The sequence below is a fragment of the Candidatus Sphingomonas phytovorans genome (assembly GCA_029202385.1).
In the GTDB taxonomy this organism is placed as follows: Bacteria; Pseudomonadota; Alphaproteobacteria; order Sphingomonadales; family Sphingomonadaceae; genus Sphingomonas; species Sphingomonas phytovorans.
Genome location: CP119314.1, coordinates 4,994,116 through 5,013,148 on the forward strand (window position 1 = coordinate 4,994,116; position 19,033 = coordinate 5,013,148).

Consider the following 19,033-nt stretch of genomic DNA (forward strand, 5'->3'; position numbering starts at 1 on the left):
ATCCGCACCCCTGACATGTCGCGGACCCGGATGCCGGTCGCGGCGACGCTCTGCGCATTGTGGTCGATCGACAAGCACGCCGCAACCTTTCGACGGCGATTTTGCCTTGCGATCAAGCGTCTTGCATCCCGGTACGGGGCAAAAGCTGGCGCGTTGCGTCACGGTGCGGCATGGAGGCGCGATGAACCCGATCTATGCGTCGCTCGGCACCACCATCTTCGAGGCCATGTCGGCCCGCGCGCGGGAGACCGGCGCGATCAACCTCGGTCAGGGCTTTCCCGATGGCCGCGGCCCGGAGGACGTCCTCGCCGAGGCTTCCCGAGCGCTGCTCGAAGAGTCGAACCAGTATCCGCCGATGGCCGGCACCGCGGCGTTGCGCCAGGCGGTCGCCGATCACTACCGCGTGCATCAGGGGCTCGATCTCGCGCCGCAGGAGGTGATCGTCACCTCGGGCGCGACCGAAGCGCTGGCCGCGGCGATCTTCGCGCTGGTCACCCCGGGCGACGAAGTGGTAATGTTTCAGCCGCTCTACGACGCCTATCTACCGCTGGTCGAGCGTGCGGGCGGCGTGGCGAAGCTGGTCAGGCTTGAGCCGCCCGAATGGCGCATCACGGCCGAAGCGCTGGCGGCCGTCGCAAGCGATCGCACGAGGTTGCTGATCCTAAACAACCCGCTCAACCCGACCGGCACGATGATGACGGACGCTGAGCTGATGCTACTCGCCGATTTCTGCGTCAGCCACGATGCGATCGCGGTCTGCGACGAAGTGTGGGAACATGTCGTGTTCGACGGGGCCGCGCACCGCCCGCTGATCGCCCTGCCCGGCATGCGGGAGCGGACGGTGAAGATCGGTTCGGCCGGCAAGATCTTCTCGTTAACCGGCTGGAAGGTCGGCTGGATGTGCGCCGCCCCGCCGATCGCGCAGATTCTCGCCAAGGCGCACCAGTTCCTGACCTTCACCACGCCGCCCAATCTTCAGGCCGGCGCGGCCTTTGGGCTGGGTAAGGACGTGGCCTATTTCACTGGTATGCGCGCCGGTTACCAGCGTTCGCGCGACCGGCTGGCAGCGGGGCTTGAGAGGCTCGATTATGCGGTCCTGCCGAGTGCCGCGACCTATTTCCTGGCAATCGACCTGCCGCGCTCGGGCGTGAATATGGACGATGTCCAGTTCTGCAACTGGCTGATCGAGGAGGCAGGGGTGGTGTCGGTGCCCTTCTCCGCCTTCTACGCGAAGGACCCGGTGACGAGCGTGGTGCGGCTGTGCTTCGCCAAGCAAGACGCGACGCTTGATGCAGCGCTTGAGCGGATGGTGAGGCGGCCCTGAATGGCCGAAGTCAGGGCACTTTTGTCATGCCCCTGCGCCATTCCGGGCAGTGACGAACTGCAGATGATTTTTACAATATCTTTATATATCAATATCTTGTGATTATATCAGGGGCCGCGCTTTTGTTGGAGAGTGTGACAATAATCGTCAGACCCTATCCACCAGGCCCCGCTCGGTCAGATACCCGGTCACGAGCCGCGCCGGTGTCACATCGAACGCCGGATTAGCCGCTCTCGAAGCCGTCACCCGAATGCTCCCGCCTTCGCCGACGACATGCGTGACCTCATCCCCGCTTCGCTCCTCGATCGGCACATCAGCGCCCGTCGCCGTGCCGGCATCGAATGTCGTGTACGGCAGCGCGACGTAGAAGGGCACGTCATTGTCCTTCGCCGCCAGTGCTTTCAGATACGTCCCGATCTTGTTGCACACATCGCCATTGGCGGTGACCCGGTCAGTCCCGACGATCACCGCATCGACCTGGCCCTGCATCATCAGATGCCCGCCGGCATTGTCGGCGATCACCGTGTGGGGTATGCCGTGCCCGGCCAGTTCGAAGGCCGTCAGCAGCGCGCCCTGGTTGCGTGGCCGCGTCTCGTCGACCCAGACATGCACCGGGATGCCCGCGTCATGCGCCAGATAGATCGGCGCGGTCGCGGTGCCGTAGTCGACCGTTGCCAGCCAGCCTGCATTGCAGTGAGTCAGGATGTTGAGCGGCCGGTCCGGATTCTTCGCATGGAGCGCGCGGAGCAGGTCGAGCCCATGTTCGCCGATCGCCCGGTTGAGCTCGACGTCCTCGTCGCAGATCGCATCGGCGCGCGCGAAGGCGGCGGTGGATCGCTCGGCCGGGGGCAGGGGGCGGACTGCCTCCGCAACTTTGTCGAGCGCCCAGCGCAGGTTGACCGCCGTCGGCCGCGCGGCGAGCAAGGTTGCATAAGCTGAATCGAGCGCCTCGTCCGATCCATTCTCGGCCAGTGCCATCGCGAGGCCATAAGCGGCGGTCGCGCCGATCAGCGGCGCCCCGCGCGTCCACATCTCGCGGATCGCCCGCTCGGCTTCGGCCAGGCTGCGCAGTTCGACCCACATGATCTTCCAGGGCAGCTCGCGCTGGTCCATGATGCAGGCGCCGCGCCTGTCTTCGGTGCGCCTGATCGATCGCTGGTGCGTGCCGTCGAGCTTCATGCTGCGATATCCCCGAAGGTCGTAATGTCGCCCGTGCCACCGTCGCGGTCGATCAGCAGGGCCTGCATGTCGGCCGCACGGGCGGCGGCGATTTCCTGCGGCGTATCCGACAGGAACAGGATGTCCGCCGGATCGAGCCCGACAGCCTTGGCGATCGCCGTGTAGGACGCAGCCTCCCGCTTCGGCCCGGTCGTCGTGTCGAAATAGCCCGAGAAAAGCGGCGTCAGGTCGCCTGCATCGCTATGCCCGAACAGCAGTTTCTGCGCCGCGACCGATCCGGAAGAGAAGACGTACAGCGCGATTCCCGCAGCGTGCCAGCGCCGCAACGCAACCACCGCATCGGTATAGATGTGTCCGGTGAACGCGCCCTCGCGATAGCCGTCCTCCCAGATCATTCCCTGCAGCGTCTTGAGCGGGGTGGCCTTGCGATCCTCGTCGATCCAGCGCGTTAGTGTCGCAACCGGATCGCCCGGCTCGGCCGTTGCCACTTCGGCCAGGATCGGCGCAGTCTCGTCCGGATGCGCCGCGACGAACGACCGCAGCCGCTCGCGCGCATAGGGAAACAGCGTCTCCGCCACGAAGGCGATGCTTGATGTCGTGCCCTCGATATCGGTCAGGATGGCGCGCGGCATTCAGGCGGGCATTTGTTCTTGGGATGCGGGTTCGTGGCGCGGAAAGCGATCGGCGATCGTATCGCCCGTAAAGCGCGCCACCCAGCCGTCCGGGTTCACGAACAGCCGGATCGCGGTGAAGCGCGGCGCCGGGCCCATGTCGAACCAGTGCTTCATGCCGGCCGGCACCGAGATCAGGTCGCCGCTGGTGCACAGCATGTTGAACACGCGCCCGCCCTCATGGAGCGTGAACAGTCCCTCGCCAGCGACGAAGAAGCGCACTTCGTCCTCGCCATGCGTATGCTCGGACAGGAACTTGCCGCGCAGCATGGCGCGATCGGGATGATCCGGGGCGAGCGCCACCACATCGACCGACTGATAGCCGGCCTCGGCCTTCAGTCGTTCGATCTCCGGGGCATAGACGTCGAGGATCGCCGCCGCGTCGGGCAAGGGGCGTGTCGGCCAGCGCTCGAACCTGACGCCGATCGTCGCCAGCTCTGCGGCGATCGCCTCGCCGTCAGACGTATCGAGCAGCGGCGCGGTCCCGTCGCTTTCGTCGAAAACCTGCAAATGGCTCATGCTTCGCTCCCTTTTCGGAAACCTGCCTCAGCCAGCTCGGCGGCGATCATCCATTCCACCGCCTCGATCACCCGCTCGGCCTCGGCCATGTCGCGGCCCCAGCCGTACAAGCCGTGGCTTCGGATAAGATAGGCAGGCACTGCCCCGGGCACCAGCAATCGCGGCGCCATCGCCGAGTCGATCACCGCCATGTCCTGGCTGTTGTCGACGATCGGCAGGCTGACGCTTGTCTCGTGCGTGACGATGCCGGGCAGCGCCTTCAGCATCTCATGTCCGGCGAGCTTGTAGGCGGCATCGGGAAACGCCCGGCTCAACCCCACGGCGGCGGGCGAATGGCTGTGCAGCACAGCGCCGGCATCCGGAAAGTCGCGGTAGAGCGCGAGGTGCAGCGCGGTCTCGGCAGACGGTTTCTTGCCATCGAGCGACCTGCCGCCAGCATCGACCCGCATCACATCGTCTTCGGTAAGGCGGCCCTTGTGCCTACCCGACACGGTCACCGCGAAGGTCCCGTCGTCAAGCCGCATCGAGTAATTGCCGGCGGTCGCCGGTGCCCAGCCCTTGCCGTCGAGCCAGCGCCCGACCGCGACGATCGCGGCCCTCGCCTCGGCAAGCGTGGTGGCGGCCATGCGATGCGCATCCTCGTGAAGGCTTGGAGCGGGTAGCGGGAATCGAACCCGCGTATTCAGCTTGGAAGGCTGCTGCACTACCATTGTGCTATACCCGCGCTGAGGGGCGAATTACCGGCAAGCGTCGCTCCACGCAACCCGCGCCGTTCGCGATTGGTGTCGAAAGCGACAAATGGCCGCGCGCGGGCTATCCTTCACGGCTTGCTTACCATTCCCGCGCTATTCCCGCGCGATGTTCCATGACACGTCCCTCGTGACTACGGCCAAGGCCGATCCGCGGCCCGGATCCGCCGTCAGCACTGGTGTCGGGCTGGCTGGCCTGGTCGGGCTGCTCACCTGGGTCGGCATCGCCCGCTGGGTCGGCATGGACGGGCCCTATGCGGCGCTGGTCAATGTCGCAGCCTGCGCGCTGCCGATGATCCTGTGGTCGGTGTTCGTCGACAAGGTCCACCGCAATCCCACTACCGGGCTCGACTGGTCGGCGGCGAAGCCGTGGAGCGAGACGATCGATGTCAGCCTGACCAAGCTTGCCGGCCTGTGGCTCACCTGGGCCGGCATCGCGCTGATCTATGGCACCGGGCGCTTCTACTGGGAGGGCGATTTCGCCTTTGCCATGGGGTGTTTCGGCGTCGCCGCGCCGGTGCTGTTCGTCGCCTCGATTCCCTATATCATCTGGCTGGATCGTTACGCGGTGGAGCCGAAGGACGGCTGCTGGTCGCTCGGCGCCTGGTTGATGGGCCTGAACGAGCCGATTGATCGCGAGGCGATCTACAATCATCTGCGCAGCTGGGGTGTGAAGGCGTTCTTCACCGCTTTCATGGTTGCGATCGTGCCCGGCGGCTTCGGCGAATTCATCCGCGCCGACACCAGCCGCCTGCTCCACGATCCCGTCGCGCTGGCGAACTGGCTGATCACCTTCATGTTCACCATCGACGTCGCCTTCGCGACTGTCGGCTATATCGTCGCGCTGCGCCCGCTCGATTCGCACATTCGCACCGCCAATCCCTATGCGGCGGGCTGGATGGCGGCGCTGATCTGCTACCCGCCCTTCATCTTGATGAGCGATGGCGGCCCGCTCGACTATCATATCGGCACAGCCGACTGGACTCACTGGTTCCAGGGCCATCCGCTGTTGTTGTCGCTGGTCGGGGCGATCCTGGTCGGGCTTACCGCCATCTATGCCTGGGCGACGATCGCCTTCGGCTTCCGCTTCTCCAACCTGACTCATCGCGGCATCCTGACCCATGGTCCCTATGCCTTTTCGCGCCACCCGGCCTATCTGTCGAAGAACCTGTTCTGGTGGATCTCGACCATCCCTTTCCTGACCACGGGCAGTTTCGTCGATGCTGCCCGCGCCGTGCTGCTGATGTGCGCGGTCAGCGGGGTCTATTACTGGCGGGCGAAGACGGAGGAGCGTCACCTCGGCCTCGATCAAGCCTATCGCGACTATTCCGACTGGATGGCGCGCAACGCCATGGTGCCGCGCTTCATCGGGTGGATGCTGGGCAGGCCGGTTCCGGCGCGCGATTGAGACGACCCCTTTCCCTGAAGAGGGATGGCGAAATTGAATCAGGCGAGCGTCGCAGCGCGCTCTTCCATCAGCGTCCTTTCCCGGTCGCTGCGCGCGAGCGCCGCACCCTTCAGCCACGAATCCCGCGCTTCCCCGGCACGCCCCAGCTTGCTCAGGAAGTCGGCCCGGACGCTGTAGGCGAGATGGTAGCCGTCGAGCGCGCCGTCGGCGAGAATGCCATCCACCAACGCCAGCCCGACCGCCGGCCCGAACGCCATCGCCTTCGCGACGGCCCGGTTGAGGTCGATCACGGGCGAGGGCATCGCCCGATAGAGATCGTCGTACCGTGCCGCGATTTCTTCCCATTCGGTCGCCTCGGGTGTCAGCGCCCGGGCATGGCAGGCGGCGATGCTCGCCTGCAGCGTGTAGGGGCCGGCCGGTGATCGCAGGCGCTCCGCGACGGCGAGAGCCTTGAGCCCGTGCTGGATCAGCACCCGGTCCCAGCGCGCCCGATCCTGGTCGAGCAGCAGCACCGGCGACCCGTCGCGCCCGATGCGGGTCGGCAGCCGGGACGCTTGCAATTCCATCAGGGCGAGCAGGCCGTGGACTTCAGCGTCGTTCGGCGCGAGCCCCGCAAGGATACGCGCCAGCCGCATCGCCTCCTCGCAAAGGGCAGGCCTAGTCCAGGCATCTTCGGTCGCCGGCGCATAACCTTCGCTGAAGATCAGATAGAGCACCTCAAGCACCGAGGAGAGCCGTGCATCGCGTTCCGCTCCGCGCCGCACTTCATAGCGGACATCGGCCCCGGCCAATGTCCGCTTGGCCCGAACGATGCGCTGCGCGATGGTCGGTTCGGACGTCAGGAAGGCGCTGGCGATCTCGCCGGTCGAAAGGCCGCCGATCAGCTTCAGGGTCAGCGCGACGCGTGCTTCGGTCGACAGCACCGGATGGCAGGCGGTGAAGATCAGCGCGAGCAGTTCGTCGCCGATGTCGTCGTCGATCGCCTCAACGATCCCGTCCTCGACCGAGGCGTCGACCGGATCGGCTTCCCCGGCCAGGGCGCGATGCTTCTCGTCGATGATGCGGGATCTGCGGAAACCGTCGATCGCCCGGCGCTTGCCCGCCGCCATCAGCCAGGCGCCGGGGTTGCGCGGCACGCCGTCGGACGGCCATTGCCGCAGCGCCGCCTCAAGTGCTTCCTGCGCCAGTTCCTCGGCCAGCGACAAGTCGCGCGTCAGCCGGGCAAGACCTGCGATCAGCCTGGCGGATTCGATCCGCCAGACCGTTTCCACCGCCCGCAAGGTGTCCGCCGTTCCCACTCCCATATTCTAGGCGCGGGAACGGCGGAGGCAATCATCCCCGCTCCTGGCCGTAATCGCCACCCTGGGCGCGCATCGCCTCTTCGCGCTCGCGCAACTCGGGAGTGAGCGCCTCGCCGAAATCCTCGGCATCGAACACGCGGCGGATCTCGATCTCGTGATGCGCGCCGTCAGTGTTGGGCACGCGGCGAATCCACTCGATCGCCTCATCCATCGACTTGACCTGCAACAGCCAGAACCCGGCGATCAGTTCCTTGGTCTCGGCGAACGGCCCGTTGAGCACACTCGTCTTCGTCCCCTCGAACTTCACCCGGGCACCCTTCGAAGACGGATGCAGGCCTTCGCCCGCCAGCAGGAGGCCTGCCTTCACCAGTTCCTCGTTAAAGGCCGTCATCTCAGTCAACAGCCGCTCGCTCGGCATCACGCCGGCTTCGGTTTCGGCGCTCGCTTTCATGATCACCATCACACGCATCGATAGTCTCCTTCATCGGGAGCGATCCCGGGATGCTGCATCCCGTCGAAGATACACTCTGCACACGCGTCGAACGAGCCGCGCCGGAATCGACATGTCGCGAAGTTTTTTCAAAAAAATGCTGGTTCTGGTGCGGGGCTGGAAAGGGCTACGTCGTCGACTGATACACCGCGAACGGCCGACATTGGATGGTGAGCCGACGGGCAGGTTTTAGACACGATCCGGCGTTAGCTGCCCTTTCGTTCGGGCGGCACATAAAGCTGCCCCTCTCCCCAACCTGGCGGTAGGTCCAAGCCATACTGGTCAGCATAGGTTAGCTTCCCAGACTTGTAGAGGTTGCTTTCCATAAGCTCCGAATGGACGGACTTCATCGCCAGCATCAGCGCCTGAACACCGTCCACGCCACACGCGTAGCGTTGCTGAACCCGATCGGGCCATACGATCGCCCATCGACATTGATACTCGCCGCCGGGAGCCAAAGCGGGCTGAAGGAAGCGTGCCGTGATGATGTCTTCACCGCTTTCGAAGATGCGCTCAATGAAGGGTTCGTCGCTCATTCTTTATTTGTGCCACGATGGAGGAACGGCGGCAAATGGGCGCCGCCACCGGGGCCTCCTATTTCCGCTAGTGGGGCGATAGCGGCCAGTCCCGGTCATGGGTTCACGAGCTAGAAACGCATCTCGTCATACACCCTGGAGACGTCGCCACCCCAGGCGCCATGATATTTGTCGAGCAGCACCTGCGCCGGCACCTTGCCCGACCGCACGATCTCACGCAGCGGATCGAGAAAGCCGGTCTCGTTGCTGCCCGACGCATCGAAGCGCGCCCGCGCGGCCAGCCCGGCATTCGCGATGTCGAGCACCTCGCCCGCGATGTTGCGCAGCGTGCCGCCGCTGGGGATCGGCGCGTCGAGCGCCAGCCTGGGGACCGAATCGCGCAGCGCCTGGCGCTCCTCGATCGTCCAGTGCTTCACTACATCCCATGCCGCGTCGAGCGCGCCGCCGTCATAGAGCAACCCGACCCACAGAGCGGGCAGGGCGCAGATCCGGCCCCATGGCCCGCCATCAGCGCCGCGCATCTCGAGGAAGGTCTTCAGCCGTACCTCGGGAAAGGCGGTCGAAAGGTGATCGTTCCAGTCGTCGAGCGTTGGCAGCTCGCCCGGCAGCACCGACAGCTCGCCCTTCAGGAAATCGCGGAAGCTGAGGCCCGCCGCGTCGATATAGCGGCCGTCGCGATAGACGAAGTACATCGGCACATCGAGCGCATAGTCGGCATAGCGCTCATAGCCGAACCCGTCCTCGAACACGAAGGGCAGCATGCCCGTGCGCGCCGGATCGGTGTCGGACCAGATATGGCTGCGATAGCTCAGCATGCCGTTGGGCTTGCCCTCGGTGAAGGGCGAGTTGGCGAACAACGCGGTCGCCAGCGGCTGAAGCGCGAGCCCGACACGGAACTTCTTCGCCATGTCGGCTTCGGTCTCGTAATCGAGATTGACCTGGATCGTGCAGGTGCGAAGCATCATGTCGAGGCCCATCGTGCCGACGCGCGGCATGTGGCGCAGCATGATGGCGTACCGGCCTTTGGGCATGATCGGCAACTCGGCGCGGGTCTTGTCGGGCCACATGCCGAGGCCGAGGAAACCGATGCCGAACTTGTCGCCGATCACCTTGACCTGTTCCAGGTGCCGGCCGGTCTCGGCGCAGGTCTCGTGCAGATTGTCGAGCGGGGCGCCGGAGAGCTCGAACTGGCCGGCTGGCTCAAGGCTGATCGCGCCGTCGGCACCGGCGAGCGCGATCACCTTGCCGCCCTCCTCGACTGGGCGCCAGCCGAACTCGGTCAGGCCGTCGAGCAGGTCGCGGATGCCGCCGGGCTCGTCATAGCTCGGCGCGCGATGATCGGAGAGGGAATAGACGAACTTCTCATGCTCGGTGCCGATCCGCCAGCGGTCGACTGGCTTCTCGCCCTTGGCGAAGCTCTGGATGAGTTGGTCGCGGTGCTCGATGACCGCTGCGTTGCTTTTCGAAACGGTCTTCGTGCTCATGCCGCGCATGTAGCGAGCGGAAGGGAGCGACGCTAGAGGGGCCTGACACTCCCTCTCCCCATGGGGGAGAAGGTGAAAGTCACCAGTCCCCCGCCGCGGCCATCCACAGGCTCACCGCCGCCGCTGCCGCAGTGTCCGCCCGCAATATCCTTGGCCCCAGTCCGATCCCCACCGCATCGGGCAACGCCCGGATCGCCTCGCGCTCCTCCGCATCGAAACCGCCCTCCGGCCCGATCAGGATCGCCGCCGGCCCTTTGGCTGCACGCATCGCCTCAAGCGCGGGCACGCCGCCGGTCTCGTCAGCGAAGAACAGCGTCCGTCCCGCCGGCCAGTCGCGCAGCAGAGCCGGGAGCTTCACCGTCTCAGCCAGCTCGGGCACCACGGTCCGCCCGCATTGTTCGGCCGCCTCGATCATATGGGCGCGCAGCCGTTCGGTCTTGGGTCGCTCGACTACCGAGCGCCGTGTAACGACCGGCACCAGCCGTGCGACGCCCAGCTCGCAGGCTTTCTCCGCCATCCAGTCGATCCGTCCCTTTTTCAGCGGCGCGGCGCATAGCCACAGGTCGGGAACTGCCTCGCGCTCGCGCAAGAGCTCGGTCACATCGAGCATCAGGTCACGCTTGTTGACCGCGGTGGCGATACCGAGCCATTCGCCGCTCTCGCCGTCGAACAGCTTCACCGGATCGCCCGGCTTCGTGCGCATCACCGACAGGAGATAATGAGCCGGCGCGCCCTCGACGCGAAGCTGCACGCCTTTGTGCAGCGGCGTCTCGACGAAGAGCCGGGGTGTCGATTGCGGCGGCCAGGCGGGGGTAGCGGGCATGGTGCATCCCTAGCCTCCGAGCATCCTTCCGTCACCCCGGACTTGTTCCGGGGACCACCGTGCCGCGTTACCGGCCAGCATCTCTTTTACGGAACGGTGGATGCCGGAATAAATCCGGCATGACGGTCAGCTAGCCGCTTTCGTCCAAAGATGCGGAGATCGTGACTGGCAGCACGCAACAATGCCACTGACAGACATTGCCGCCGCCGCCGGTGAGGCTACAGAAAGGCCATGACCCCCGCGCCAGAGATCGTCCCCGACACCGAGCATCGCGGCTTGGTCGGCCTGTTGCCGGCCGCGGCGCGCCCGTACGCGCTGCTCGCCCGATTCGACCGCCCGATCGGCTGGTGGCTGCTTTACTGGCCCTGCGCCTGGGGCGTTGCGCTGTCGGGCAATGCGCAGGGCGACTGGTGGCTGCTGCTCTGGCTGCTGGCCGGGGCGATCGCGATGCGCGGTGCGGGCTGCGTCTATAATGACATCGCCGACCGCAAGCTCGACGCCAGCGTCGAGCGCACGCGCAACCGTCCTCTCGCCAGCGGCCAGGTGTCGGTGCGCGCTGCGTGGCTCTGGCTGTTCGCGCTGGTGGCGATCGGCTTCGCGGTATGGTGGCACATCAACATCTACGCCAAGGGTCTCGCGCTGCTCACCCTGCCGCTGGTCGCGATCTATCCCTTCATGAAGCGAATCACCTGGTGGCCCCAGCTCTGGCTCGGGCTGGTGTTCGGCTCGGGCGCGGTGGTCGGCTTCGCGGCGGCCGAGGCCGTGATGTTCGAGATGCGCTGGTGGAATCTCATCCTGGCGATGGTCCTGCTCTATGCCGGCGCCATTGCCTGGGTGGTCGGCTACGACACCATCTATGCCATCCAGGACAAGGAGGATGACGCGTTGGTCGGCATCCGCTCCTCGGCGCGCCGGATGGGCAGCCGCGTGCGCGAAGGGGTCGCGATCCTCTATCTGGTCGCGCTGGGTTTCTGGGCCGCCGCCTTCTGGCAGGTCCGCCCCGATCCGCTTGCGCTCGTCGCGCTCCTCCCGATGGCGCTTCACTTCGCCTGGCAGGTCGCGACGCTTGGTCCGGACGACGGCGACAACGCGCTGGCCCGGTTCCGCTCGAACCGTTTCGCCGGCTTCCTGATGTTCTGCGCCTGTTTTGTCGTGGGAGTCTCGTCGGCGCTTTGACGTTCGGCCCCGGCGTGCCTAAGTCCGCGCCATGCTTACCGTAGATCAGGCGCGAGACCGCGCTCAGGATATCGTCGCCCGCGCCAAGGCTGCCGGAGCCGATGCCGCCGATGCCGTCTTCGCCGACGATACCTCGCTCGATGTGTCGGTCCGCCTCGGCGCGCTCGAGGATGTCGGACGTTCGGAAAATGCCGAGCTTGGCCTGCGTGTGTTCGTCGGTCGCCGTTCGGCGAGCGTCTCCACCTCGGACCTGTCGGTTGCCGCGATCACCACGCTTGCCGAGCGCGCCGTCGCGATGGCGCGCGAGGCGCCTGAGGATGCCTGGGCCGGGCTCGCCCCGGAAAGCCGCCTGCTCCACGGCGCGCCGCCGCAGCTCGATCTTGACGATGGCGGCGCGGTGTCGCCCGAGGCGCTGAAGGAAGCTGCCCTGGCCGCCGAGGATGCGGCGCGCGCGGTGGCCGGAGTCTCTAACAGCGAAGGCGGCGGCGCCAGCGCATCCCGCGCGGTCTGGGCGCTCGCCACCAGCCACGGATTTGCCGGCGCTTATGCTGCGACCGGCTATGGCCTGTCGGCCAGCGTGCTGGCCGGATCGGGCGGCGACATGGTCCGGGACTATGCCCATCATTCCGCACGCCATCGCCAGAAGCTGGAGGATGCCGTCACGATCGGTACGCGCGCCGGCGAACGGGCTGTTGCCCGGCTTAACCCCGGCCGGCTCGCCAGCGGTGCGATGCCGGTGGTGTTCGATCCGCGCGTCGGATCGAGCATGCTCGGCCATCTGATCGGCGCCATCTCGGGCCAGGCCATTTCGCGCAAGACCAGCTTCCTGCTTGAATCGCTCGGCACGCAGATCTTCCCGAGCGGCGTCACGATCTGCGACGATCCGCATCGCCCCCAGGGACTGCGCTCGCGCCCGTTCGATGGGGAGGGGCTTCCGGTTTCGCCGGTCGAGATCGTCTCGCACGGCATGCTGGAGAACTGGCTGCTCGACAGTGCCTCGGCGCGCCAGCTCGGCCTCGAGCCGACCGGCCACGCAACGCGCGGCGCGGGGGGCAGCCCCGGCGTCTCGACCAGCAACATGCATCTGTGCGCTGGCACGATGCCGCCCGAAACGCTGATCGCCGATATCAAACGCGGCGTGTTCGTCACTGAGCTGATCGGCATGGGCGTGAACGGCGTGACCGGCGACTATAGCCGTGGCGCGGCTGGTTTCCTGATCGAGGATGGCGAGATCACTACCCCGGTCGCCGAATTCACCATCGCGGGAAATCTGAAGGACATGTTCCTCAACCTCACCCCGGCCAATGATCTCATCTTCCGCTACGGCACCAACGTGCCCACGCTCCGCGTCGAGGGTATGACGGTGGCGAGTGGCTGAGGCCCTCGCCGACGCAGTCGCAAGGATCGCCGCCGAAGCAGGCGCGCTTGCCCTCGCCAAATGGCGTACCGACTTCAGGCGATGGGAAAAGAGCCCGGGCAACCCGGTATGCGACGTCGATCTCGAGGTCGACGCGCTGCTCCACCAGCGCCTCTCCGCCTTGTTGCCTGATGCCGGCTGGCTGTCGGAGGAGACGGTCGACAATGCCGATCGGCTGTCCCAGTCGCGGCTCTGGGTGGTCGATCCGATCGACGGCACCCGGGACTATATCCGTGGGCGCGAGGGCTGGGCCGTCTCGATCGCCCTTGTCGAGAATGGCCAGCCCCTGATCGGCGTGCTCGACGCGCCGGCGCGCGGTGAGGTCTGGCGGGCGGCGGCGGGCAGGGGAGCGACGCTCAACGGCCTGCCGATCCATGCCGGAGACCGCGCGCTCTTTGCGGGCGCGCGCGTGCCGACCGACAGCCTGCCCAGGGTCGACAGCGACCTGGTCGCGGTCGCCAAGCCCAATTCGATCGCGCTGCGCATCGCGATGGTCGCCGCCGGCGAGGCCGATCTGGTCGCGACGCTGCGCTGGGGCTATGAATGGGACATCGCCGCCGCGATCCTGATCGCGGCGGAGGCCGGCGCGACGGTCAGCGACGCCTTCGGCAAGCCGCTCTTCTTCAACACTCCCAGCGCCCAGGCTTTCGGCGTGCTGGCGACGACGCCCGGCATTCACGCGGCAGCGGTCGATCGCCTCGCCGACCGAGCGAGAACGCTCGCGATAAAATAATTCTACCCCTGACCGATCGTCGGGACAGCAGCCCTATTGCGACGCCCTGACCAGTTCCACGATGTCGAAATCATGGCCTTCCCATCCGCGATTGACGCTGGCGTCGACGGCCGCGGTCCGTTTCTTCTTCGCCTCGGCAAGCGACTTGGTGTGGCCCCAGAACACCTCGGTCCTGCCGCCGCCGAGATGAGCGACGATCCGCCAGTAATGTGTGAACTCGACCGCGGTCGGCCCGATCGTCTTGACATAGCCGTCCGGCAAGGTCGCGGTCAGCAGGTATTTCTTCTTCGCCACGCGTCCTCAGCCTTCCAGCAGCTCGAACGCAGCGCGCGCCATCGTCTGCCCGTTGACGATCAGTTCCACCGCATGGGTGCCCGGGTAATGCCGGCGCGTGCTGAAATCCTTGATCGTCTGTCGGATGCCGAGCGTGACTGCCTCGCCCGCCCCGAGATCGAAGGTCCTGAGCTTGAATACCTTGGCGGCGCTCTTTCCCGCGGCCCGCGCGTAATGGATTCGGTAATCGACCACCAGGCGCTGGGCGCCGGGCGCGTTCGAGACGATGTCTGCCGAGATCGCGATCGCATCGCCGAGTTTCACTGCCTGCGGCACGACCGAAAAGCAGCGTACCTCGGCCGCGGCGCCGTGGCCCACGCCAATCAGTGCCAGCGCGCGCGGGTCGCCCTGCTTGATTAGCGTGCGCAGCGCATGGCGGATGATCCACGCCGTTCGGTTGTCGTCCTGCGGCCATTGCTCGAGCCGGCCGACCAGCCAGTCCGGCCGGTCCTTGGCGATATCGTTCAGATGGTTGGCGACCGATTTGCGGACATAGGCGCTCGGATCGCTCTTCAACGCTTCCAGGATGGGTGCCGCCAGCGTGGGATCGGCCTTGAGTGCGGGCACCCGCGCTGCCCAGGGCAGGCGCGGCCGGCTGCCTTCGCTGGCGAGCCGCCGGACATGCTCGTCGTCATGGCCGCTCCATTGGGCCATGACGGCGAGGGTGCGCGCGCTGTCCTGCGCCAGGAAGGGGCGGATCGCGAATTCGGCGGTTCCGAAGCGGGTCAGGTCGGCCAGTGCGTCCATCGACCTTTCGACATCGGCCAAGCCATGCCGGGCGACGAATTCAGTCACGGCGACCGCCTGGAAACCGTGTGTCAGCCGCGGCGCCATTGCGCGGACGATCTCGATGGCCTGCGCGTAGCCGGCCGGCAGTGCGGTAGAGAGGGCGTCGGCGATGTGTCGCACCCGTTCCATGATCGACAGGGTGTCGAGCCCGTTCGATGCCGCCTGCAGAAAGGCGGCGCGATCGAAACGCCGCGAAACCATCGCGCCGGCGTCGGCGATCGTGGCGAGTGCCTGCGGTCCGAGTATGTCCTTGAGGAGCGGGGGCGCCGTCGTCTCGCTTGTCATCGCACTATTTGCCCCCCGTTCGGCGTTCCAGCATGCCGGGGCATATAGCGCGGTTGCGCCGGGCTGCCATGATATCGGCATCCGGCATCCGGCATCCGGCATCCGGCATCCGGCATCCGGCGGAACGGCATTTCCGGGCACGCCGAAGCCCGGCGGGCAGTGTAGGGGCACGGATGTCAGCCGCGCGCGGCCGGTCCACCGGTAAGCCTTGTCGAGGACCGCGACGCTGAGACATCAGCGTCGTGACCATTGACCGTTGCCAGTATCGCCGGGCCGGCGCGGCGCGCCATGACGCGATTGCGCCCGCCCTGCTTCGCATCGTAGAGCGCGGCATCGGCTGCCGCGAGCAGCCGCTCGGCGGCGTCGCCGCGAAGCTTTCCGATATGGCCGATGCCGATGCTGACGGTAACCCGGCCGCCCTGCGCCGGGGACGCGAGATCGAGTTGTTCGATCGCTACGCGCATCCTTTCAGCCAGCACGGCCGCCTCTGACGGGTCGGTCGAGGGAAGGATCACGGCGAACTCCTCCCCGCCGAACCGGGCGACCATGTCGGATCCGCGCATGGCGCAGCCGGCCAGTGCCTGCGCTACGGCACGGAGCCGCTGGTCTCCGGCCGGATGGCCGAAGCTGTCGTTGAGCAGCTTGAAATGGTCGATGTCTATCATCAGCAGGGCCAGTCCCGTGCCTGCCCGCCCTGCGCGAGCCCATTCGAGGCGGAGGCGCTCATCGAATTCGCGCCGGTTCGACAGGCCGGTCAGCGCGTCGAGCCTTGACAGGCGTTCGAGCGCATCGCGCTCATCGAAGCCGCGCATCTGGACCAATATGTTGCGCAGGCCATAGCCGAGCGTCGCGGCGACGAATCCCGCGATCGCCAGGGCTGGATGGTCCGGGACCAGCGGTGCCGACACCATGAGCAGCGTCGCCGGGAGCATCAGGGGGCTGCCTGCGCGGACGGTCCGTTCGAGCATGCGCACCACCGCCGATGGCCTCGTATCCGGTGCATGGTGCCGAAGGGCAAGCGCGATGAGCAGGAGGAAGGGCAGGTCGATCAGCGGATCGACCAGGTTTCCATAGTCCGACTCCATCTGGAAATGATTGATGTAGAATGCGGCCGCGAGATACGCCCAGGCGAAGAGGGCGGTCGTCCGGAAGAAGGCGCGTCGGGGCGGATCGCTGCAGGCAAGGAAGCGGATCAGGGCGAAGGCGGCGATGAACAGATTCTCGATGTCGAACATCAGGCGCAGATTGAGCACGCCGGTGGCGCTCGCGCCCGACAGGCTGGCGAACTCGAGCGTGTACACGAAGAACAGATAGCCGAGCGTGAGTGCCAGGGCCCCGTCGACCAGGCGGACATGCCATGACTCCTGGTCCGGGCTTGCGACCGCGAAGAGGATCGGCACGCCGTACAGGACGAAAAGGAGCATGCTCAGTGAGGTGATCCCGCTCGAATTCTGCAGCAGCAAGGCGCTCACCATGTTCACGCCCATCCCGCCCGCCCAGAGCAGCGTCGCGAACCCGAGCGCGGTCCAGCCGGCGGCCGCCCGGTCGTGGCGCGCACGATACAGGCAGGCTGCCCCCGCCAGCAGGGGTGCCAGGACGAGGAAGGCGAGGGAAAATATCTGAGCGCGATTGCCGGCCAGCGCGATCGACAGGGGATGGGCGACAAGGAAGAGCAGCGGAAAGACGAACCCGGTCCTGCGCATCGCGGCACCGGGTTCGGCGATGGCGCCGCTACTGGCGGCCCCGTTGGTGTATGACGGCATCTCCATTACGCATCCCGTCCGGCTTTCGCCCTGACGATGATGGCACGATGGTGGTTATCAAAGGATGCACGACCGGCCCGGGCACGAGGATCTTCTAGCGCGGCCGCCGTCGGTGGTTAACCTTCCAGCCCGTCATCCCGATATTTTATTTCGAGGAACCGGCCCCGCGTCGCGAGCAGGTTGAGATCGCCCTCGGCGAGTTGCGCCGACATCTGGCCGATCTCCTGTTCGATCACCTTCAGCCCTTCGGCGAGTTGCGCGTCGGGGGTCTTGCCGTTGCGTTCCACGCCGCGCAACGGCTGGGGCACCTTGGCATAATCGCGGATCAGCTCGGGCAGTTGCTCGCCGACCAGCTTGCGGATTTCGGCCGCGGCCGGCTCGCGTTCGTCAAGCGCGGCAAGTTGTGGCGCAAGCGTTTCGAGCTGGACGCCGATGCCGTCGACCAATGTCTGCGCCGGTGCGGGCAGGGCGGGGCGCTGCGTTTCGAGCCATTGCTCGGTCTTGAGCGGCAAGGCCTTCAGCGGCACCTCGACCAGCTTCTCCGCCCTGACCGGGGCCTCGAGCGAGACGAAGGCGATCAGCAGCGTCACCACCGCCAGCAGCGCGATGACGAGCAGGGCGCCGCCCATGCCGATCGGCGTGAACCAGCCGAACACGATCGTCGCGATGATGATCGCCAGATCGGCCGTGACGATCAGCCCGGCCCGCTTGGCCAAGCCGGTGCCGCGCCGCCGGCGCTTGCGCTGCATCAGGGCCTGGTCGCGCCGTTCGTTGAGGAACTGCGTCGTCCTGGCGATCTGGCGATCGACGTCGGTCATTTACACGGCTTCCAGCTTGAAGGTTTCGCCCCCGCCGCCCGCATTCTGTGCCGCGCCCTCGGCCCGGGCGATATAGCCCTTCGACTTCTCGACCTCGTTGCCCAGCACGTTGACCGTTGTCTTCATCGAATCGAGCGCCTTCAGCTTGAAGGTGTCGATCGCGTCCATCGTGTCATAGATATTCTGGAAGGCACGCTGCAGCGTTTCGATCGGGATGGTGGCGCTTGCCGCCTGCTCGTGGATCGTCGCGGTCTGGCTCTTCAGCAGCTTTCCGGTCGAATCGATGATGTTGGCGGTCGTGGTGTTCAGCGCGGTGATCTGCTCGAGCACCAGCTTCTGGTTGGTCAGGGCCTGTGCCACCGTCACCGCGGTACGCAGTGCGGAAACAGTGGTGGTTGAGGCACGGTCGACGCCCTTCACCAGCTCGACATTGTTCTTCTTGACCAGGTCGAGCGCGAGATAACCCTGCACTGTTACCGCCATCTGGGTCAGCAGGTCCTGGGTGCGCTGGCGGACATAGAACAGCGCTGTCTCGCGGATTGCCTTCGCCTTGGCCGGATCGGTGTGATCCAGCTCGTTGGCTTTCTCCTCGAGCCGCTCGTCCATTGTCTTGGACAGCACGATCATCTGTTCGAGCCGGCCCATCGCGGTCCACAGGTTCGAACGCTCGACGTCGATCGCCGCATTGTCCATCAGCAGCTCGTCCTTGCCGCTGCCAAGGCTCTTCAGGATCGACGCGATATGGTTCTGCGAGCTTTTATAGCCGTCGAAATAATTGCGCATCGAATTGCCGAACGGGATGATCCCGAACAGCTTCTTGGGCGCGAGGAGGTTGCCCTTCTTGCCCGGATCGAGATCCTCGATCGTCCGCCGCAACTCGGCCAGGTCGGCGCCAACGCCTGATTCCTGGTCCATCGCCTTGACCGGCCGGTCGAGGAAGCGGTTCGATTGCCCGGCCGCCTCGCGGATCTCCTTCTGGCCCATGGCGCTGATCGCATCGACCCGCTTGCCGAATTCGGGCGAATTCACGTCCTGCGCGACCAGGTCGTCGATGAAGGTCTCGACCCGCGCCTGAAGCTGGGTGCGCTTGGTATCGTCGACCGGCACCAGGCCCACGGCCTTTTCCGGCGCAACCACGGGGACCGGGTCGGGCGGGGTCAGCACCAGATCGGTGGTCGCGGTCTCAGTCTGGGTCGCCATCACTCTCTCCACGCAATCTCCGCCCTAGATGACGG

The 19,033-nt window shown here is 66.2% G+C and carries 19 protein-coding genes and 1 tRNA gene; 5 read left to right on the forward strand and 15 right to left on the reverse strand.

All coding sequences use genetic code 11. From position 1 onward, the window contains the following. The first annotated feature begins 181 nt into the window (after positions 1 to 181). Positions 182 to 1,324, forward strand: a complete 1,143-nt coding sequence (locus P0Y59_22910) for an aminotransferase (protein WEJ99720.1) — start codon at positions 182 to 184, stop codon at positions 1,322 to 1,324. 147 nt (positions 1,325 to 1,471) lie between these two features. Here P0Y59_22910 and mtnA read toward each other — a convergent pair whose 3' ends face one another. The 5 genes from mtnA to P0Y59_22935 all read right to left on the reverse strand — a co-directional run bounded on the left by mtnA (position 1,472) and on the right by P0Y59_22935 (position 4,417). After that, on the reverse strand, positions 1,472 to 2,503 hold the full coding sequence (gene mtnA, locus P0Y59_22915; protein WEJ99721.1) for an S-methyl-5-thioribose-1-phosphate isomerase: 1,032 nt from the start codon (positions 2,501 to 2,503) through the stop codon (positions 1,472 to 1,474). After that, entirely contained in the window at positions 2,500 to 3,135 is a 636-nt protein-coding gene (gene mtnC, locus P0Y59_22920) for an acireductone synthase (GenBank protein ID WEJ99722.1), read from the reverse strand. Before mtnC ends, mtnA begins: the two co-directional genes overlap by 4 nt. Then, on the reverse strand, positions 3,136 to 3,693 hold the full coding sequence (locus P0Y59_22925; protein ID WEJ99723.1) for a cupin: 558 nt from the start codon (positions 3,691 to 3,693) through the stop codon (positions 3,136 to 3,138). Beyond that, a complete protein-coding gene (locus P0Y59_22930; protein ID WEJ99724.1) occupies positions 3,690 to 4,319 on the reverse strand; it encodes a methylthioribulose 1-phosphate dehydratase in 630 nt (209 codons plus the stop codon). The genes P0Y59_22925 and P0Y59_22930 overlap by 4 nt, the downstream gene beginning before the upstream one ends. Before the next feature lie 24 nt (positions 4,320 to 4,343). Beyond that, positions 4,344 to 4,417 (reverse strand) — tRNA-Gly (locus P0Y59_22935). 134 nt (positions 4,418 to 4,551) lie between these two features. Here P0Y59_22935 and P0Y59_22940 point away from each other — a divergent pair. Continuing rightward, positions 4,552 to 5,850 carry an isoprenylcysteine carboxylmethyltransferase family protein gene (locus P0Y59_22940; GenBank protein ID WEJ99725.1) on the forward strand — a complete coding sequence of 433 codons (1,299 nt, stop codon included), beginning with the start codon at positions 4,552 to 4,554 and terminating at the stop codon, positions 5,848 to 5,850. 38 nt (positions 5,851 to 5,888) lie between these two features. Here the strand turns inward: P0Y59_22940 and P0Y59_22945 are convergent, their stop codons facing one another. From P0Y59_22945 to P0Y59_22965, 5 genes are all read right to left on the reverse strand, one after another. Continuing rightward, positions 5,889 to 7,148 carry an RNA polymerase sigma factor gene (locus P0Y59_22945; GenBank protein WEJ99726.1) on the reverse strand — a complete coding sequence of 420 codons (1,260 nt, stop codon included), beginning with the start codon at positions 7,146 to 7,148 and terminating at the stop codon, positions 5,889 to 5,891. 34 nt (positions 7,149 to 7,182) lie between these two features. Further along, complete coding sequence (locus P0Y59_22950; GenBank protein ID WEJ99727.1) at positions 7,183 to 7,620, reverse strand: YciI family protein; 438 nt, start codon at positions 7,618 to 7,620, stop codon at positions 7,183 to 7,185. A 227-nt stretch (positions 7,621 to 7,847) separates the two neighbouring features. Next, positions 7,848 to 8,177, reverse strand: a complete 330-nt coding sequence (locus tag P0Y59_22955) for a hypothetical protein (protein ID WEJ99728.1) — start codon at positions 8,175 to 8,177, stop codon at positions 7,848 to 7,850. Between the two features lie 110 nt (positions 8,178 to 8,287). Then, complete coding sequence (locus P0Y59_22960; GenBank protein WEJ99729.1) at positions 8,288 to 9,661, reverse strand: glutamate--cysteine ligase; 1,374 nt, start codon at positions 9,659 to 9,661, stop codon at positions 8,288 to 8,290. 79 nt (positions 9,662 to 9,740) lie between these two features. Next, on the reverse strand, positions 9,741 to 10,484 hold the full coding sequence (locus P0Y59_22965; GenBank protein ID WEJ99730.1) for a 16S rRNA (uracil(1498)-N(3))-methyltransferase: 744 nt from the start codon (positions 10,482 to 10,484) through the stop codon (positions 9,741 to 9,743). 231 nt (positions 10,485 to 10,715) lie between these two features. Between P0Y59_22965 and ubiA the strand changes: the two genes are divergently transcribed. Genes ubiA through P0Y59_22980 form a run of 3 tightly spaced genes read left to right on the forward strand, consistent with a single transcriptional unit; the run spans position 10,716 to position 13,810 of the window. Further along, a complete protein-coding gene (ubiA, locus tag P0Y59_22970) occupies positions 10,716 to 11,660 on the forward strand; it encodes a 4-hydroxybenzoate octaprenyltransferase (GenBank protein ID WEJ99731.1) in 945 nt (314 codons plus the stop codon). A gap of 31 nt (positions 11,661 to 11,691) precedes the next feature. Beyond that, entirely contained in the window at positions 11,692 to 13,038 is a 1,347-nt protein-coding gene (locus tag P0Y59_22975) for a metallopeptidase TldD-related protein (protein WEJ99732.1), read from the forward strand. Beyond that, entirely contained in the window at positions 13,031 to 13,810 is a 780-nt protein-coding gene (locus tag P0Y59_22980; GenBank protein ID WEJ99733.1) for a 3'(2'),5'-bisphosphate nucleotidase CysQ, read from the forward strand. Before P0Y59_22975 ends, P0Y59_22980 begins: the two co-directional genes overlap by 8 nt. A gap of 33 nt (positions 13,811 to 13,843) precedes the next feature. Here P0Y59_22980 and P0Y59_22985 read toward each other — a convergent pair whose 3' ends face one another. From P0Y59_22985 to P0Y59_23005, 5 genes are all read right to left on the reverse strand, one after another. After that, a complete protein-coding gene (locus tag P0Y59_22985; GenBank protein WEJ99734.1) occupies positions 13,844 to 14,104 on the reverse strand; it encodes a hypothetical protein in 261 nt (86 codons plus the stop codon). 6 nt (positions 14,105 to 14,110) lie between these two features. Next, positions 14,111 to 15,217 (reverse strand): DNA alkylation repair protein, encoded by a 1,107-nt coding sequence (locus tag P0Y59_22990; protein ID WEJ99735.1) that lies wholly within the window; start codon positions 15,215 to 15,217, stop codon positions 14,111 to 14,113. 176 nt (positions 15,218 to 15,393) lie between these two features. Continuing rightward, positions 15,394 to 16,986: a GGDEF domain-containing protein gene (locus P0Y59_22995; protein WEJ99736.1), complete on the reverse strand. Its 1,593-nt coding sequence runs from the start codon at positions 16,984 to 16,986 to the stop codon at positions 15,394 to 15,396. Positions 16,987 to 17,096: 110 nt separating this feature from the next. Continuing rightward, positions 17,097 to 17,798, reverse strand: a complete 702-nt coding sequence (locus P0Y59_23000; GenBank protein ID WEJ99737.1) for a hypothetical protein — start codon at positions 17,796 to 17,798, stop codon at positions 17,097 to 17,099. Beyond that, the gene (locus tag P0Y59_23005) at positions 17,799 to 18,998 is read right to left on the reverse strand and encodes a toxic anion resistance protein (GenBank protein WEJ99738.1); all 1,200 of its coding nucleotides are present in this window, start codon (positions 18,996 to 18,998) and stop codon (positions 17,799 to 17,801) included. Positions 18,999 to 19,033: the final 35 nt, after the last annotated feature.